The organism is Taibaiella koreensis, assembly GCF_003545715.1.
GTDB classification, from domain to species: Bacteria; Bacteroidota; Bacteroidia; order Chitinophagales; family Chitinophagaceae; genus Taibaiella; species Taibaiella koreensis.
The window spans coordinates 138,246-155,968 of record NZ_QVNU01000004.1; the positions used below are offsets into that span (position 1 = coordinate 138,246).

General features: G+C 49.8%; 18 protein-coding genes. 9 read left to right on the forward strand and 9 right to left on the reverse strand.

The window, feature by feature from the left end:
- The first annotated feature begins 160 nt into the window (after nt 1-160).
- From DZK30_RS14265 to DZK30_RS14275, 3 genes are all read left to right on the forward strand, one after another.
- Nucleotides 161-985: an OmpA family protein gene (locus DZK30_RS14265; protein ID WP_118974824.1), complete on the forward strand. Its 825-nt coding sequence runs from the start codon at nt 161-163 to the stop codon at nt 983-985.
- A gap of 169 nt (nt 986-1,154) precedes the next feature.
- Entirely contained in the window at nt 1,155-1,667 is a 513-nt protein-coding gene (locus DZK30_RS14270; protein WP_118974825.1) for an RNA polymerase sigma factor, read from the forward strand.
- On the forward strand, nt 1,664-2,329 hold the full coding sequence (locus DZK30_RS14275; RefSeq protein WP_118974826.1) for a hypothetical protein: 666 nt from the start codon (nt 1,664-1,666) through the stop codon (nt 2,327-2,329). Before DZK30_RS14270 ends, DZK30_RS14275 begins: the two co-directional genes overlap by 4 nt.
- A 42-nt stretch (nt 2,330-2,371) precedes the next feature.
- Here DZK30_RS14275 and DZK30_RS14280 read toward each other — a convergent pair whose 3' ends face one another.
- Entirely contained in the window at nt 2,372-2,791 is a 420-nt protein-coding gene (locus DZK30_RS14280; protein WP_118974827.1) for a winged helix-turn-helix transcriptional regulator, read from the reverse strand.
- Between the two features lie 99 nt (nt 2,792-2,890).
- On the opposite strand from DZK30_RS14280, the gene DZK30_RS14285 reads away from it, so the two are divergent.
- The gene (locus tag DZK30_RS14285) at nt 2,891-3,268 is read left to right on the forward strand and encodes a nuclear transport factor 2 family protein (RefSeq protein WP_118975239.1); all 378 of its coding nucleotides are present in this window, start codon (nt 2,891-2,893) and stop codon (nt 3,266-3,268) included.
- A gap of 96 nt (nt 3,269-3,364) precedes the next feature.
- The gene (locus DZK30_RS14290) at nt 3,365-4,129 is read left to right on the forward strand and encodes a class I SAM-dependent methyltransferase (RefSeq protein WP_118974828.1); all 765 of its coding nucleotides are present in this window, start codon (nt 3,365-3,367) and stop codon (nt 4,127-4,129) included.
- A 53-nt stretch (nt 4,130-4,182) separates the two neighbouring features.
- Here DZK30_RS14290 and DZK30_RS14295 read toward each other — a convergent pair whose 3' ends face one another.
- From DZK30_RS14295 to DZK30_RS14320, 6 genes are all read right to left on the reverse strand, one after another.
- Nucleotides 4,183-4,944 carry an SDR family oxidoreductase gene (locus DZK30_RS14295; RefSeq protein ID WP_118975240.1) on the reverse strand — a complete coding sequence of 254 codons (762 nt, stop codon included), beginning with the start codon at nt 4,942-4,944 and terminating at the stop codon, nt 4,183-4,185.
- A 180-nt stretch (nt 4,945-5,124) separates the two neighbouring features.
- The gene (locus tag DZK30_RS14300) at nt 5,125-7,422 is read right to left on the reverse strand and encodes a multicopper oxidase domain-containing protein (protein ID WP_118974829.1); all 2,298 of its coding nucleotides are present in this window, start codon (nt 7,420-7,422) and stop codon (nt 5,125-5,127) included.
- A gap of 121 nt (nt 7,423-7,543) precedes the next feature.
- Nucleotides 7,544-7,987 carry a DUF3347 domain-containing protein gene (locus DZK30_RS14305; RefSeq protein WP_118974830.1) on the reverse strand — a complete coding sequence of 148 codons (444 nt, stop codon included), beginning with the start codon at nt 7,985-7,987 and terminating at the stop codon, nt 7,544-7,546.
- Nucleotides 7,988-7,998: 11 nt separating this feature from the next.
- Nucleotides 7,999-8,427, reverse strand: coding sequence for a heavy-metal-associated domain-containing protein (locus DZK30_RS26445; protein WP_240432930.1), 429 nt, complete (start codon nt 8,425-8,427; stop codon nt 7,999-8,001).
- Nucleotides 8,428-8,511: 84 nt separating this feature from the next.
- Nucleotides 8,512-10,923, reverse strand: a complete 2,412-nt coding sequence (locus tag DZK30_RS14315; protein ID WP_118974831.1) for a heavy metal translocating P-type ATPase — start codon at nt 10,921-10,923, stop codon at nt 8,512-8,514.
- Between the two features lie 319 nt (nt 10,924-11,242).
- Entirely contained in the window at nt 11,243-11,761 is a 519-nt protein-coding gene (locus tag DZK30_RS14320) for a helix-turn-helix domain-containing protein (protein WP_240432931.1), read from the reverse strand.
- A gap of 456 nt (nt 11,762-12,217) precedes the next feature.
- On the opposite strand from DZK30_RS14320, the gene DZK30_RS14325 reads away from it, so the two are divergent.
- From DZK30_RS14325 to DZK30_RS14335, 3 genes are all read left to right on the forward strand, one after another.
- Nucleotides 12,218-13,090, forward strand: a complete 873-nt coding sequence (locus DZK30_RS14325) for a T9SS type A sorting domain-containing protein (RefSeq protein WP_118974833.1) — start codon at nt 12,218-12,220, stop codon at nt 13,088-13,090.
- Between the two features lie 197 nt (nt 13,091-13,287).
- Nucleotides 13,288-13,950, forward strand: a complete 663-nt coding sequence (locus DZK30_RS14330; protein WP_118974834.1) for a FadR/GntR family transcriptional regulator — start codon at nt 13,288-13,290, stop codon at nt 13,948-13,950.
- Between the two features lie 77 nt (nt 13,951-14,027).
- On the forward strand, nt 14,028-15,275 hold the full coding sequence (locus DZK30_RS14335; protein ID WP_118974835.1) for an MFS transporter: 1,248 nt from the start codon (nt 14,028-14,030) through the stop codon (nt 15,273-15,275).
- Nucleotides 15,276-15,444: 169 nt separating this feature from the next.
- On the opposite strand, the gene DZK30_RS14340 is transcribed toward DZK30_RS14335, so the two are convergent.
- A complete protein-coding gene (locus tag DZK30_RS14340) occupies nt 15,445-15,696 on the reverse strand; it encodes a hypothetical protein (RefSeq protein WP_162903096.1) in 252 nt (83 codons plus the stop codon).
- Between the two features lie 289 nt (nt 15,697-15,985).
- On the opposite strand from DZK30_RS14340, the gene DZK30_RS14345 reads away from it, so the two are divergent.
- Nucleotides 15,986-16,876, forward strand: coding sequence for a T9SS type A sorting domain-containing protein (locus tag DZK30_RS14345; protein WP_118974837.1), 891 nt, complete (start codon nt 15,986-15,988; stop codon nt 16,874-16,876).
- A gap of 298 nt (nt 16,877-17,174) precedes the next feature.
- Here DZK30_RS14345 and DZK30_RS14350 read toward each other — a convergent pair whose 3' ends face one another.
- Nucleotides 17,175-17,684 carry a CHAD domain-containing protein gene (locus tag DZK30_RS14350; RefSeq protein ID WP_118974838.1) on the reverse strand — a complete coding sequence of 170 codons (510 nt, stop codon included), beginning with the start codon at nt 17,682-17,684 and terminating at the stop codon, nt 17,175-17,177.
- Nucleotides 17,685-17,723 lie beyond the last annotated feature (39 nt).

Here is a 17,723-nt window from a genome sequence, read left to right on the forward strand (position 1 = left end):
CAAGCTGTCTTTTTACCGCCGGGATACGATCGTATCCCGGCTTTTTTTATGAGATTGTAGCAGCTTGCAACGATTATTTTTCAAAAAGAAGGGAAAATCCCCCTGCTATCTTTCCGCTTGCCGTAATACATTTGCAGCAATCAATCTAAAGACAAATGCTATGAAACGAAAGATAATTCAGGGCCTTTTTTTTGCCCTCCTGCTGATAACGGAACAGTCTGTAGCGCAAAACGGGAATGACTGCAAGCCTCTGTTCAGCGCACTGGCCGATCATGCCCTTAAAGAATGTGAGCATAAAGAATTCCAGGAGTTGGAGATTTATCCCAAGGCCGGCGCAAAGGCGGAAGTCAGAAAAGGGGTATATGAAAAGGTAGCCTATGCCTTCAGCGGCGATTTCAACAAACGGCCGGCGGCTGCGCAAATCTACCAAAACTATGTCAACGCGATCACCAAAGCCGGCGGCGAGATCACGGCCAATAATAGTAACGGGGTTTGCGGCAAACTGAAGAAGAACGGCGATACTTACTGGATCAAGATCTATACCGACGGCAGCAGCTGGTATTGGTACGAAAGCCTGAAGGAAGCGTCCCTCCGCCAGGATGTGGTACCCACTGCCGATGAGATCAAAATGGCTTTAAAGGATGATGGCAAGGCTGTTTTTTACGGGATTTATTTCGATACGGACAAAGCAACCCTGAAGCCCGAATCGGCCCCGACCCTGGAGGCTATTGCTGCCTTTCTTAAGGCCAACCCCTCAGCCAATATCTTCGTGGTAGGACATACCGACAACAGCGGCAGCTTTGAACACAACCTTGCCCTATCCAAAGACAGGGCCGGCGCTGTGATCGGCGAGCTCGTAGCGAAACATGGGGTCAATAAGAACCAACTGGCCGCTCAGGGCGTGGCTTCGCTGGCCCCGATAGCCTCTAATGATGCTGAAGCCGGCAAGGCCAGGAACCGCAGGGTTGAGATTGTGAAGCGATGAATGCTCTTTCCTATTTGGTTAAAAGAAAAATACCCGGCAGCTAGCGTAGCTACCGGGTATTTTTTCACACCTTAGTGATATCAAAAAAAGATATTCATCAACTGTGCTTTTTTACAACACGCGGCGAATAATAAGTAAATTGAAGTCATACCGGCAGCGGTTTATGTAAATGAAATCGGGAAACAATAATAACGAACAGCTGGAACACCTCCTGGAAACGCATAAAGGCATCTTGTTCAAAGTAGCCCGGGCGTATTGCGCCCGGGAAGAGGACCGGCAGGACCTTATCCAGGAAATGATGATCCAGGTATGGCACGCGCTTCCCCGGTATGATGTGCAATATAAAATGAGCACCTGGCTGTACCGTATCGCGCTGAATGTGGCGATCTCCTACTACCGGAAGCAAAGCCGGAAGACGATCCATATACCGCTCGATGATCAGGCGGAACAGGTGACAGATTATGAATCCGGGAGCCGTGAACAGCAGCTGCGCCTGCTGGAACAATTTATTGCCGAGCTGAATGAGCTGGACAAAGCGCTCATCCTGCTCTACCTGGAAGACAAAAGCCATGCCGAGATCGGCGATATTATGGGACTTTCCATAAGCAATGTAGGTACCCGTGTAGGCCGCATTAAGGATAGATTAAAGAAGCGATTTTCACAAAAAAATAATGATCTATGAACGAGGAAGAAATAAAGCTGCTCTGGAAGAACACTAATAAACAATTGGAAGAAAGCCTACAACTGCAGCAGCAAAAGGCGCAGGACATTGCGCAGATAAAGGCCGGCAACCTGTTGGCATCTATGAGGCCGGCAAAACAGTTTGCCGTAATTGCAGGATTGCTATGGGTTGTCGCCGGCGCTATCCTGCTGACCCCCATTTACCTCTATGGTTTCGCTACAGCCAATAAGTATTTTTTGTTTTCCGCCAGTCTGCAGGTATTACTTACAGCGATAGCGCTGGTCCTTTATCTATACCAACTGAGCGCTATAAGCCATATTGACTGGGGTACACCGGTGCTGCAAACCCAGAGAAGGCTGATCCGTATCCGGTCTGCCAGTCTTTGGATCGCCCGTATGCTGTGCCTGCAGCTTCCTCTGTGGACCACCTTTTACTGGAACAGGGAAATGCTGACAAACGGCAGCTATGGACTCTGGGCCCTGCAGGCCTTTGTAACCATGGGCTGTACGGTACTAGCCTTGTGGCTGTTTACGCATATCCGTTATAAAAACCGGCACCAAAAATGGTTCCGGCTGTTGTTCAGCGGCAAAGAATGGACGCCTTTGATGCGGGCGATGGGCCTTCTGGAACAAATACAACAGTACCAGGAAACTGAAGAATGACCTTGTTGCTTTAACGCTATATCGGTTTAAACCCTTGTAACGTTAGAGTGCTGCATGCCTGGCATCGCGATGCAGCTTATCCAGGTACTCCCTGATGACCATTGCCTTCTCCTTTTTGATCCGCTTACCCAACTCCCGGCGCGGACATTGCTTGTGGTACCTGGCCCCCCAATCCATGATCTCGATAACAATGGGTAAAAGATCCACCCCCTTAGGCGTAAGGCTATAGCAGTACTTAGACTTATTGTGCGGCGATACCTGCTTCGTCAATATGCCTTCAGCTTCCAGCACACTCAACCGGTTGGCCAGGATATTGGTCGCAATTTTTTCTTCCGATTCCAGGAACTCGCCATACGATACCTTTCCGCGCAACATAATGTCGCGGATGATCAGTAGCGACCACTTGTCGCCAAATACCTCCAGGGAGCAGCTAATGGGGCAATCCGACCTGTTCTTTTCCATAATCTTTTTGTAAAAGTACTTGCGTTTTGCAATTAGTTTTTATATTAGCACTTGCAAAATGCAAGCAAATATACAATTCACCCTTTTAAAAAAGTCAAAATGGACAGTAACACAACCCGGCAGCTGCTGGAAACGTATTATGAGGGCTTTGCCCGGAAAGAAGGATGGGAATCGGTAATCGCCGACGATTTCCGGTTTACCGGTGGCAGCATGACCCAGGCAGAACCAATTATCGGCAAGCATGCCTATATTGAAATAATTGCCCGCTTTTCAAGAGTATTCGAATCCATGGAAGCGAGAGACATGATCGTTGAGGGCGGCCGGGCCTGTGTTACCGGCAACTACCAGTTCCGCTTTCCCAACGGAGAACGCATCAATGGTAATGTGGCGGAGCTATGGACGGTAAAAGACGGGAAGCTGCAATCGCTCAGCATTTTCTTCGACACCCTTACTTTTGACCGCAATACACCAAAGTAAATCGAGATTTATCTAGCAGCTTTGCTAGCTTGGTTTTTGTTATCAGCAAGGGAATTGTGTAGTTTTGTGCCTTTTACTAACGAACCCTGATCATCGATGCTCATCACCGATCCCGCTTTTAATTACGATCAATACGGTCATCAATATTCCGGCTACCGGCAAACCGATCCCCGTATCGCGGCCTTTGTCAATGAGGCCCTGGGCCAGGCGCAAACGGTGCTGAATGTAGGCGCCGGCGCCGGTTCTTACGAACCAGCAGACAAATATGTGGTGGCAGTAGAACCTTCAAAAGTGATGCGTGCCCAACGATTGAAGCGGGATAAGGTTCCCGCTATTGATGCCAAAGCAGGTGATCTGCCCTTCGATGATAATGCCTTTGATGCCGCAATGGCTATGGTTACCGTACACCATTGGCCCGATATACGCAAAGGTCTTCAAGAGCTGCGCCGGGTAACGAAAGGTCCGGTGCTGGTGATGACCTTCGATCCGGGCCGGCTGGACCATTTCTGGAATGCCCGGTATTTTCCCGAGCTGATCGCCATCGAAAAAGCACGCTATCCATCGATCGATTTCATATGCGACGCTCTTGGCGGCAATAGTCGGGTCATTCCCATTCCCATACCGCTTGATTGTACAGATGGCTTCCAGGAGGCCTTCTATGGCCGGCCGGAAGCGTTCCTGGATGAAGAAGTAAGGCGGGCCCAATCTGCCTGGGGCTTTTTAAAGGAAGGCCAGGAGGCGGAACTGGTGCAGCGCCTGGCGGGAGACCTGGCTTCGGGCGGCTGGGAGCAGCAGTACGGACATTTTCGCCATGAGCCAACCTTTACCGGCGCCTTGCAACTGATCGTGACTATGCCCTGAAAGTAAATGTGTCCGGCTGCTAACCGGACACATTTACTTTTGTATCTGTTGTTTTACAGGTTAATGCCACCCGAAGCTTCTATCCGCTGGGCATTGACCCATTTGGCATCTTCACTGCAAAGGAAGGCTACCACACCACCTATATCATCGGCATGACCCACGCGCCCCAGGGCGGTTACCTGCGCCAGCTGGTTGCTGAGTTCAGGGCTATTACGTATCCTGCCGCCACCGAAGTCGGTAGCGATGGGCCCCGGAGCAACTACATTAGCAGTAATACCCCTCGATCCCAGTTCCTTGGCCATATAACGGGTCAGCACCTCGATCGCGCCTTTCATTGATCCATAAGCCGAAGAGCCGGGATGGGCAAAACGCGCCAGGCCGGAGGAGATATTGACGATCCTACCACCATCGTTCAAATAAGGCAAAGCCTTTTGCGTCAGAAAGAATACACCTTTATAGTGAATGTTGTGTGCAGCATCAAACTGCTCTTCGGTAGTTTCGGCAAAAGGTGCGTACAGCGCCGTGCCGGCATTATTGATCAGGAAATCGAAATGAGCACTGCCGGTATGCGCTTCAAGATGCTTACCTACTTCGCTCAGAAAACCATCAAAAGAGGCAATGTTGCCAGCGTCCAGCTGAAATGCCTCTGCTTTTTGTCCCATAACGCGGATCTCGGCTACTACTTTATCCGCTTCTTCTTTGTTGGTGTTGTAAGTAAGGACGATGTCGTTTCCTTTGCGGGCCAGGCTAAGGGCCATATCCCGGCCGAGACCGCGGCTACCGCCGGTTACCAGGGCTATTTTGGTTTTTGCCATGCTTGTTAACGTTTTTGTTGTTATCATTAAATTATTGACAAGGCAAAGGTCGGCCGGAAATGGGAATATCTGTTTGCGTGTATCAAACTGATGTTTGCAAAATTCAAATCTATACTAGCCGGCGGCAGAAACAGGGGCTGAGGCCCTGGTGAATAAGGTTAAGTGATTATCCGGATAAGCTTAGTAGGACAAGGTAAGCCCGACCCCGAAGCCCATATCACTATCGTAGTGCGTGCGAACGCTGATATTCTTATTGAGGATATACCGCAGATCGAGCATGTATTCCCTATCGGTATTGAGCATGAACCCTGCCCTTATCCTGCGTGTGATCGGAATGTCTTCCCGCATCAGCTGCAGACGCACTATACCATCGGTAAATACTTCGGCCTGGAATTGCACCAGCATGGGCAGTGTATAGTTTAGCCCCAGGCTAAGGACGGCCCGGTTGTCCTTTGTATTCTTTTGGCCGAAGAGATTTTCCTCATGCTCATCTATGCCCATTTTACGATAGCGCCAGTCGAAGCCTATGAATGGCATCAGCCATTGCATCCTCCCGATATATCTTCCGATATGGATCTCTGTCTCGTATCCGTGCATGTTATTGTAACCCAGCCGCCATTCGGTACCGGCGCTCCAGCGTGCGTTCTGCAGCATCAATCCGCCATCGTTGCCATTGGTAGCAAAGTCATTTTCAATCATGACATGCGGCATATTGCTCTCATGCTGCAATTTCCTGTAGGCATGAGCCTTGTCGGGCAATTGCGGGTTTGGCTCGTCGCCTACGCTGAATACCCGGTTCATACCGCTCATCATATGATACAGGATGTGGCAGTGAAAAAACCAGTCGCCGCCGGTATTGGCAGCAAATTCAATCGTATCGGTCTCCATAGGCATAATATCGAGCACATTCTTGAGCGGAGCATGGCTACCCTGCCCGTTCAGCACCCTGAAATCGAAGCCATGCAGGTGCATGGGATGACGCATCATAGAATTGTTGTGGATAATCATGCGTACGATCTCCCCTTTCCCTATCGCGATCTTGTCGCTTTCCGACAGTATTTTGTTGTCCATGCTCCATACATACCGGTTCATATTCCCCGTCAGCTCAAAATGTAACTCTTTCACGAGAGCGCTTTGGGGAAAGGCTGTTGCTGCCGGCGCACGCAGCATCGTATAATTAAGCGTAACGATCTTGCTGAGCGCATTGCTGTTGTAGCGGTTATCATCCATGTTCATGCCCTCCATATGATGGTGTGCAGGCGCATCGGGCTTCGCTTCCTTCTTCTTTTTGGGATCGCCGGTGATCTCGGGGTACATCACCACATTCATATCCATTTGGTTCAGGCTCATATTCATTCCCATATCGTCCAGGTCTCCGTTCATCTTCATCATGTCATTCATCATCTTCATACCATCGAAATACTTGAGCCGGGGCAAAGGACCGGCCGCCTGAGCTGCTCCGCTGCCTATGAGCAAAGAAGCAGAACGGGTGCGGTCTTCCGTAGTAGCCAATAGCTCATAAGCCTTACCGGGCTCCGGTATGGTGACAATAACATCATAGGTTTCGGAAACGGCGATAATGAGGCGGTCAACGGCTACCGGCTCCACGTCGTTGCCGTCGCTGGCAACAACCGTAATTTTGCCACCCGCATAACGTAGCCAAAAGTAGGAAGATGCGCCACCATTGGCGATCCGCAACCTGACTTTGTGGCCTGCCTTTAACGGTTTCCCTTCTATAGCGGTAAGCGGTACAGCCGGGCTGCCATTCACCAGTATTTTATCGTAATACACATCGCTCACATCCATGGCCAGCATTCTTTTCCACTCATTTCCCAATTTGGTGCCGAAATGACCCGACACCAAAGCCTCTCCATAGCTTTGCACGGCGTCTTTCTTAATGGCAGACCAATCGTTGGCATTGTGCAGCATGCGGTGCACATTATCAGGATTGTAATTGGTCCATTCGCTCAACATTACCGGTATCGTGGGAAGATCGTCGATACCTGGCCTGAATGTTGGGTCGCCGGCTCTTTTCAGGAATACGAGATTGCCGTACATACCGATCTGCTCCTGCATACCGCTATGACTATGGTACCAATGGGTACCGTTCTGGATCACGGGAAAACGATAAGTATAGGAAGCACCCGGCGCAATGGGCATTTGCGTAAGGTAAGGGACGCCGTCTTCGGGGTTGGGTAGAAATACGCCATGCCAGTGCAATGAAGTACCTTCCTGTAGCAGGTTGTGGACATGGATCTCGGCCGTATCTCCTTCGGTGAACGTCAACGTAGGCATGGGTATCTGGCCATTTACGGCAATAGCCCGTTTGGTCTTGCCCGCATAGCTAACTACCGTATCTTTTACGTACAGATCGTAGCGTACGACCCTGGGAGCAGCAGGATCTGTCCCGGAAGATTGTGCCCGGGCTAGAAAGACGGCCGGAAAGAAAAGAAGCAGGAGCAGAATATAACGTATCATAAATATCAATACCTGGGTTATCTTCTTTCCGGCAAAACTGCCGGAAAGGATTCAAATGGTGATCTAGGCAATTGTAAAAGATACCGACCGGTATGTTTATAATAACCGGTCGGAAAATGCTCTATTTTAGTGTTTCCACGGTTTTGCCGCAGCTCAGCATCTGGCTGCCGTAATAAGGGTTTTTCACCCCGGCATCAACACTCAACCAATAGCTTTTCTTCATCGGGCAATACTGGTAGTACACGGTTCCATCGACGTTCTTACCCCCTTTTACGACCTTCCAGAGCGCAGCAGATACCTCGGCAAAGGCGTTCCTTTGCCCATCGATACCGGAAGCCTGCGCCATTTTGCCCAAAGCCCTGGCGAGCGGTTCCTTTTCTCCTGAAGCAGGCACCGCAGCAAGGGCTTTCTGCAGGAACACAATATCTCCCGACACTTTTTTACCGTCAGATTGTACCAGGTCGTCTTTTACTTTAAGATAAGCATCCAGGATGCTTTGTTGGTCTTGTGCCTGTGCGGCGGTGCTGATAAAGGCCGCGGCCATAACTGCTGTTATCCATTTCATATTAAACGTTTTTAGGTGTGCATTAATTCAATTTTAAAGCCGCTTTTCCGGATGGTATCCATAATTTCTTTTACGGTGGCAACACCGGAAACGGAGAGGATCTTATCCTTGGCCGTGGTATCGACCTGCCATGAGGATACGCCTGCCAGAGCATCCAGGGCAGGCTTTACCTGCGCCACACAGCCGCCGCAATTAATATTGGTCCTGAATTGCAGCGGGGACGGTATGACCTCTGCTTCCATTTGGGCTACGGCATAGCCGGCCTTTTCAATAGCCGTTTTAAGAGATTCGCCGGGCATGTCGTCCGGGGCCGATAAGTTCAGGGCCCCTGCTTCGATATGGGTTATCACGGCGCCTTCGATCGCATTAAGGGCTTGTTGTACCCGGGCCTGGCAATGGCTGCTCTGCATGTCGGGAACGGAAATATGGATGTTTTTCATTGTTGTTTATTTTTCTTTGAGCTACAAAATTACTGTTGGTTCCTGGGGCGTCTGTTATACAATCCCTGCTTTGATTTACAGGATTTACGGTTTCCATTTCAACCGGAGACTATTGGCGACTACGCTAACGCTGCTAAGGGCCATAGCCGCACCAGCGATCATAGGATTCAGCAAAAAGCCGTTAACGGGATACAACACACCGGCAGCAAGGGGAATGCCGATAATATTATAGATAAAGGCCCAGAACAGGTTTTGCCGGATGGCGGCTACGGTTTGCCGTGACAGGCGTATCGCTTGCGGGATCTTGTTCAGATCGGAGGAGATGATCGTCATTTTGGCAACGTCCATGGCGATATCGCTACCCTTTCCCATGGCGATGCTGACGTCCGCCTGCGCCAGTGCGGCGCTGTCATTGATACCATCGCCCACCATTGCAACCATTCTGCCCCGCGACTGTAATTCCCCGATGAAAGCGGCCTTTTGCTCGGGTAGTATTTCTGCCTGATAATGATCGATGCCGGTCTGGGTCGCAATGGCCTTTGCCGTTGCTTCATTATCGCCGGTCAGCATATACACTTCAATACCCGCCTGGCGCAAGGCTGTAACCGCTTCGACAGAGGTTTCTTTGATCCTGTCGGCTATAGCCAGCACTGCCAAAGCCCTTTTATCGTCGGCAAACCAGATCACGGTTTGGGATTGAGCGGCCCAGTCTGCGGCCTTTTCAATCAATGCTCCCGCTATGTCGATCTCCCGCTCCTGTAACAGCTTCTGGTTACCGGCAAAATAGGTTGTGCCGCTAATGAGTGCCTGAGCGCCCTTACCGGTAATGCTTTCGAAGTGCTGTAGCGGAAGTGCCGCCATACCTTCATAATAACGGACAACGGCCTCGGCCAGGGGGTGCTCCGATTGCTTTTCCAGGCTGAACAACATTTGTTTCGCTCCGTTGTCGCCGTTCAGCCAGGCGATATCGGTTACCACGGGGCGTCCTTCTGTAAGCGTACCGGTCTTATCCAGGACTACGGTATCGACTTTCCTGGCCTGTTCCAGGCTTTCCGCATCTTTGATCAGGATCCCTTGTTCTGCGCCTTTGCCTACACCGACCATGATCGCGGTTGGCGTGGCGAGGCCCAATGCACAGGGACAGGCGATTACGAGGACGGTGACCAAGGCCATAAGTCCTTGTGTAAAGCCATTGTCGCCACCCAGGAAGAACCAGGCTATAAATGTAATGATTGCTATTGCTAATACTACGGGAACGAAAATGCCCGCGATCTTGTCCACCAGCTTCTGCACCGGCGCCTTACTGCCCTGCGCCTCCTGCACCATACGGATGATCTGCGCCAGCATGGTTGCCGCGCCTACCTTCTCGGCCCTGAAACTAAAGCTTCCTTTCTGGTTGATGGTACCGGCAAAGACCTTGTCCTCCGCTTTTTTGGACACTGCCAGAGGCTCGCCGCTCAGCATGCTTTCGTCCACATAGGAGCTGCCTTCGACAACGATACCGTCGACAGCGACCTGCTCGCCGGGCTTTACCAGGATGAGGTCGCCTGGATTCACTTTTTCTATCGGCGTTTCCATCTGGTGTCCCCCTTCGTGTATCAGCGTTACCGTTCTGGGTCGCAGGCCCATCAGCTTTTTGATCGCGGAGGAGGTATTGCCTTTGGCCTTTTCCTCCAGCATCTTGCCTAATAGTATAAAGGCGATCACCACAGCCGCAGCTTCGAAATAAACATGCGGATGCAGGCCCCGGGCATGCCAGTAGCCAGGGAATAAGGTATTGAACACGCTGAAACTATAGGCCACACCTGTGCTCAGGGCGACAAGGGTATCCATATTGGCTGAGCGGTGACGGGCTTGTTTCCAGGCGTTGACGAAAAAATCTTTGCCCAACCAAAGCACAACAGGGGTTGACAGCAGCCACATGATATAATTGGCATAAGGGATGTCCATGAAGAACATACCGATAATCACTACCGGTACCGATAGCATCACAGCACCAAGAGTCCTTCGCTTCAGCTGTTTGAATTTCTCGCTGTGGATGGCATCCAGCGTTTCTGCTTCCTGTTCGCCGCCTTCGGTCAGGAGATCGTAACCGATGGATTGTACTGCTTTGCGAATCCCTTCGGCCTGTATTATGTTCGGCAGGTATTCAACAGTAAGCGCTGCCGTAGCAAAGTTCACAGAAGCGCTCAGTACACCGGGTTGGGCCTTTACCATGGTCTCAACGCTTACGGCGCAGGATGCGCAGGTCATATCCAGCACGGGGAAGGTCCTTTTGATTGTTGTCACGCCATAGCCGAGCCCGCGTATAGCTTGTACCGCTTCGGGTAAGGCTTCCTCCCTGTCGGTAGTGATAAGCGCCCGTTGATTATTCAGCTCTACCTTATGCGTGGTGATGCCCTTTACCTGCTTGAGGCCATTGTCGACGATCAGCGCGCAATGCTCACTTTCCACGCCTTCAAGGGGTATATATAATGGGGATGTTTCCGTAGCCATAAAAATGATTTACAATACAAAGGTCGTATTGTTCAGCAGGGTGGCTGTTACACATTTATGGAAAGGATTTATAAGATTTACAGACAGGAGCCATGAGATGTTTATGGCTTCGTCTTCCCGCTGCGGCGCCACGACGCCAGGAGGAACAATAAACGCGGCTTAATGTAATAGCTTGGCGCCTCTGAGACTGCGTGACAAAACAATGATTACGATGGGTAAGATAAGGAACAAAGGCCTGCGCAACAACACAAGGCACTATACTGTATGTCCAGATGCTATTTCCCTTCATTTGCCCGCAGTGGGAAATAATATACAGGTGTTATACCTTGTCCAGCGGCTTTCTTTTTTCGGCCTTGATGTTCTTGAAGTGGCTGGGTGTGAGGCCAGTCACCTTTTTGAATTGATTACTCAAATGCGCCACGCTGGAGTAGTTGAGCTGATAGGCGATCTCGCTCAGGGTGAGCTCATCGTATACCAATAGCTCCTTTACCCGTTCGATCTTCTGGGCGATGAAATATTTTTCGATAGTTGTTCCTTCTACCTCCGAGAAAAGGTTGGAAATATAAGTATAGTCGTGATGGAGATGACTGCTAAGGTAGCCGGATAAATTGGTTTTCAGATCGCTGTTATCCTGGTGTACCAATGATACGATCAGGTTTTTGACTTTCTCGATCAGCTGGCTTTTACGGTCGTCGATCAAAGCGAATCCCAATGAGCTGAACGCGGCCTCCAGCAGTCCCTTCTGATCCGGGTGCAAGGGCTGTTCAAGCGTTACTTCTCCTAAAGCAACCTTCACCGGCTCGATACCTAATTGTTGTAGTTCGTTTTTTACCACCATGATGCATCGGTTACACACCATGTTCTTGATATAGATCGTTGCCATAAACTCATCTCCGGCGTACCGTTACGACTGGAGTACTGCAAAGATACCGTTTAAACACAATATGGCGCCTGAACCCCGTATAGACGAACGATATAGGCCATGAATCAACGCTGCACCTTCCTGTATTCGTAGTGATTCTCTTTCTACGTGATACCAGGAAATATATAGCAAAAGATATCGCCTGTAATACGGATCGATCATTAAGGAGAAGACGTTAAGAGACCGTACCAGGGTTGGCTTGTCGGGGTATAATTATTGTAAAATCTTTTCTCCGTGACCAGGTAACTATATATGTTTATACTGCTATAGCCGCTCCTGAAAAAAATTATACCAACCGGCTATTTATGGCCAACGTTTTTCCCACACCTGAAGTCTTACACTATCATCTAAAACCAATATTCCGCAAAGGTTATGAAAAGAATGCTACTTTGCCTGGGCCTTATGGGCCCGGCCCTGGCTATCCATGCCCAAACCCTTACGACCGTCACCGGTATCCGTATCTATGAGCACCACAGCTCTTCGATCAACAACAATGCGCCTTTTGGTTCCAGCGCTAATGGATCAAAATCGGCCTATGATTTTGTCAACCGGAAGTACGTGTACAGCTTTGATTCCGCTACTATGAGTGCTTATACCGGCGGACAGGAGGCCAATATCGATCTGGTAGAACATAATGGCCCCTTCGGTAATAACGGGGATTTCGGCTTTACTTCGGGCGTAAGCTCTATATGGGGCGGCGATATCAAGGGCAATGGCACCACCTATTGGATGATGGCCCCGCCCTCGTTCAATTACAGCACAGCCACCAATGCCAGCCACATTTTCGCCTCATACAATGCGGGCGGCGCTTCTAAGAATATCTTTTCAGTAGAGGCAAATAAAGTTTACCTGGGCAGGATCCGCGGCAGCGACCTGTATGTAGCTGTAAAAGTGACCAATGTAAAAAATGCTACCGGCATGAATGGTACACAGGATGTCTATTTTGAATTCGAGTATAAATATGCCAAGTATGTTCCGGCTACCGGCATTGAGGAGGCCGGCGCAGCAGCTGCGCTCACAATAAGCCCTAACCCTGCAAGGGATCATGTCGTCCTCAGTAATACGGGACAGGAGCCGGTTTCGGCAAAGGTGACCAACATTTGCGGTCAGACATTACGGGCTGCTGTCCTGGAAAAAATGCAGGAACAAACCGTGGATCTCTCCGGCATGAGCAAGGGAATATATTTCGTGACCTGGACGCTTAAGAATGGCGCGAGCTATACGCGAAAGCTGGTCCGGGAGTAAGATAAGGGTACCGGGGCTCAAGGTACAATTGCGGTTGAAACAGGAGAACCGGGGTGGCTTATTGCCGCCCTGGTTTATCGTTTTTTTTGATGTCAGCGGCGGGCAACCTGAGAAACAATGCAGCCCGGCAGCAATAAAGCGGAAAAAATTTCCCGGTTTGAAAATTTGGGTTACTTTTGCAAACATCAGATGATAGGATGAATAAAATTACATTGAACAGAAAAAGCCTCGCCGAGTCTGTAGCGGAGCAACTCCAGGTTGAGATCGCCTCGGGTACCTTTAAAGTGGGCACACAGCTTCCTACGGAACCGGATCTGATGCTGCGTTTCGGCGTGGGCAGATCGTCGGTTCGGGAAGCGATTCGCATATTGGCGCATAACGGATGGGTGAAGGTGCAGCAAGGACTTGGTACATTTGTTGCTTCCCGTAATGGCGCGGGAAAGCCTTTGACCCAATACCTGGAGCAGGCGTCTTTTGATGACGTGGATGAGGTGCGCCTGGTGCTGGAGATCAGGATTGCAGAGCGGGCTGCGGCACACCGCACGATGAAAGATATTGCCCGGATGAAGCAATGCCTGAACAAGCGGTTGGCCTATGCAAAAGCTGGTGATCTTGAGGCTTGCATGCAGGCAGATATCGATTTTCATACGGCACTGGCCGATGCTTCCAAAAATGGCATTATGATAGACCTGTATCAAACCATAGCGATCCATCTTAAGAAAGCTTTTGAGCAACGGCATAAGGATGTAGGCGCTTTCCTGGAATCACAGGAGCGGCATGAGCAGCTGTTACAGTATATTACCGATCAGAATGCCCCGAAAGCAGTGCTTACTGCGACGCGGATCAACCAGCGGAAGTAAATGAAGGAACATTCCTATTTTAATCATAAACAGATCTTAAAACATCAGATGATCTGACTATTTAATTTTCTATTGACATGGAGACCAACGCAACCGATATTCTTACCCCGGTGGAGAGCAACCCACCTGCCGCTCTGGCCGAGCGAACCGTATTCCCAATATTGATGATGATCAGTATGGCACATTTATTCAACGATACGATCCAATCGCTGATACCGGCCATTTATCCCATCGTAAAGAAAAGCCTGCAGCTCAGTTTCTCCGCGCTGGGTCTTATTACCTTTGTATTTCAGCTCTCGGCTTCGTTGCTGCAGCCTTTTATCGGCGCCTATACCGATCGTCGCCCACAGCCTTACTTCCTAGTTGCCGGCATGGCCTTTTCCCTTTCAGGGCTGGTCCTGCTGGCGTTTGCGCATAGCTATCCCATGGTGCTGGCCTCTGTAGCGCTAGTGGGCGTTGGTTCTTCTGTTTTTCATCCTGAGGCTTCGAAGGTAGCTTTCCTGGCAGCAGGCCGGCGCAGAGGCCTGGCACAATCCTTGTTCCAGCTTGGGGGCAATGCCGGCAGCTCAATAGGCCCATTACTGGCGGCGCTCATTATCGCACCCTTTCACCAGGAACGCTTGGCCTGGTTTTCGGTAGTGGCATTACTGGCTATGTTTGTGCTAATGAAAGTGGCTTCCTGGTACAAGGAACATATGGCACTCCGGCATGCCCGGAAAAAAACTGTGTCTATAGAAGAGTTGATCCCTGTCTCCCGCGGAAAGGTGATTATGGCCGTAACGATATTGCTCGTGCTGATCTTTTCCAAGTATTTTTATATGGCCAGCATGACCAGCTATTTTACTTTTTACCTGATCGATAAATTCAATGTATCCGTTTCCGCAGCGCAGATCTACTTGTTCCTGTTTCTCTTTTCTGTGGCTGCAGGAACCTTGATCGGCGGTCCGCTGGGCGACCGAATCGGTCGTAAATATGTGATCTGGATATCGATATTAGGCGTGGCGCCCTTTACGTTGCTGTTACCTTATGCCAACCTGTTCTGGACGGCGATTTTGACGGTCATCATCGGGATCATTTTGTCATCAGCCTTTTCAGCGATCCTGGTCTATGCACAGGAATTAATGCCTGGTAAAGTAGGCATGATCGCCGGGCTCTTCTTCGGTCTGGCCTTCGGCATGGGAGGTCTCGGTTCTGCTTTACTTGGCCGACTGGCCGATCACAGCGGCATTCAATATGTGTACAAGGTATGTTCCTTCCTACCCTTGCTGGGCTTGCTTACTGGTTTTTTGCCTGAGACGCAACGACGTAAGGGCAAAAAGGGCTGACTGGAAGGGCTTATCGGATCGATAATAGGGATGGGACCGGTAGCGTAGCGCAGATATAGGATCCCACTATTGCTTGGGAGAAAGATGGTGGCATGAGATGTGCCAGCGGGATAACATATTCCCGGCCGCCGGCTTTCCAGGTGGACCAGAATGCCCGGAGCTTAAATGCTTAGAAAGCGTCGGAGCTGAAATAGATTATCCTTTCCCGGTTCATAGGTAGTTTAACCAGGATGTTCTCGGGGTTGAGGCGGCTTACTTCCATATAATATTGCATCGGTGCTCCGTTAAGACCGGCAATAGGCCGGAGCCCGCTATGGCTCAGCTGCTGGTATTCTTCCTGTGACAGGCCAAGCAAATCTGCAATCGTCTCCTTTCCCGGCATGCTTCCTGCCATCGCAGCAGCATAGGTATTTATCATCATAGGGTAGTTCTTTAAGTGGTTATCGTTTATATGACAACCCAAAAGTAATATGCCCTTAAAGGTGGAAAAAGGGAAGATAGGCCGATGCAGGAAACTTATCGGTGAGCGGCCTTATCACTTCGGTAAATTATTAAGGTGGTACGGGCATTGAATATGGACAAGAAGCGCTGACTTTCAGGTAAATACCTGGCATTTGGTATAAGTTGCTAAGTAGGCAAATAAAATCTCAAAAATTGTATTTTTTTTAGCAGAGTATCCTATCTTTACGCGAAGTTTAAAACAAAAAAATATGAAAAAGAACTTAACACTGCTCGCATTATTGTGCTCTCTCGGTTCGATCAGCTATGCGCAACAAACCTCTGTCGACCTGGCGCCGCTGGCTATTATGAATCCCAACCAGATATTGTCTCCGGGTAGACCTATTTCACCTACCGGATACGTTAATCCTCCCGCACCGGCCGATAGTATTCCTGGCATTGTATTGTTCACGATCGATACTGCCAGCGGTGATTTGACCACAGCTGATACTTTCCTGTTTATAGTGCCCAGGTCTGTACTGAATACCGATGGTACGGTAGCACTGTTCAGAGGCTCTATTACTGAAGATGTGATTGGACGGCCCGATTCCTACTCTCCTATTTTTTACCTTGGAGGTGATTGGCTTTGTAATGTCGACACTATTCAGACACTATTCAATTTCAACGCATTTGCTGAAGGCAAGCGTCTTTTTAAAGACATCCTGGTTAGGCGTTCAGAATTCGTAGACGGACAGACTTATGGCTGGTATGCGCACATGAGGCCCTACCCCGATTGGGTTGCCGGTTCTTTTACCGATCCCGATACTTCGAATAACTGGAGCTATACGCCGATCATCTGGAAAAACAATACCAACAGCATTGAAGAACTGATCAAAGGCACCAAGTATACGCCGCTGGAAGTGTATCCTAACCCTACTGCTGACAAGCTCAACTTCGTTCTTGAGTTCAGCAAGAACAACAAGGGCACGGTAGCCAGGGTAACGGATATTAACGGCCGTAATGTAAAGATGATCTCTCTCGGCAGCAGCATTTCCGGCAAGCAACAATTCAGCCTGGATGTCGCTGATCTGAGAACCGGCAACTATTCCCTGCAGGTGATCACCGATAACGCTATCTATGTTCAGAAATTTGTAAGAAAATAATACGCTTCGTATAAGCTGTGTTGAGACTATTGCAGCCGTCCCCATCAGGACGGCTGCTTTTTTTTCTGATTCAGGTAGACATTTAAAGGGTTGCCAGATTCCGGAAGTCTGCTGTTAACATCCCGATATGCCGGAGCATGGCCTGGCGCTTCGCTTTCAATACAGGCAATGTACCTGCCGCCATTACCTGATCGTGCCAGTTGCCGATTGCCTTTTCGAGCGTTTTCAGGTACGATCTGTTAATACGGATGCTGAGCGCTTTATGTACAAGCCCCTCATTGTAAAGCAGGATCTTGATCTACTTGCGACAGTCGTGCAACTTCGGGGCGGGCTTTGGCCCGCTAAGGGCTACGGCGATATTTTCGAGTGTCTTGCGGTAAAAGGCATCAATGGCAGGTTGGCCCGGCGGTTTCATATCGCTGCGCACTTTTTTACTATTCTTTTTTATTTGGGGAAATAGCTTTGCTATTGTTGCGGCCAATTGCTGCGCAGCCGCTTTCATGGCTACCTGCTGTCGGGCAAGCATTATTGGCGACGCACGATGTGAACGGCTGAGTTGAAACAACAACTGGGCATCCCGTAAAATGCCCGTTTGCCGGAACAGCTTACGTAGCGGTCTGAAATGCCTTTGCATCCGGCCGCTATGCCCTGCCAGAGCCGCCAACCTGATCAGCGCCTTTATCTTCTTTACCTGAACACGGAATACATGGAGCGCTTTAGCTTCTCCTTTACGTAGGTAGGCCTTCAATCCTTTGCGGGCCCGCTTCCATTTTTGCTCAAAATCCTCTCTTAGTGTTTTCTTTTTCATCGTTACTGCGACGGAAGGACCGGCTGAGGAAATGGGACT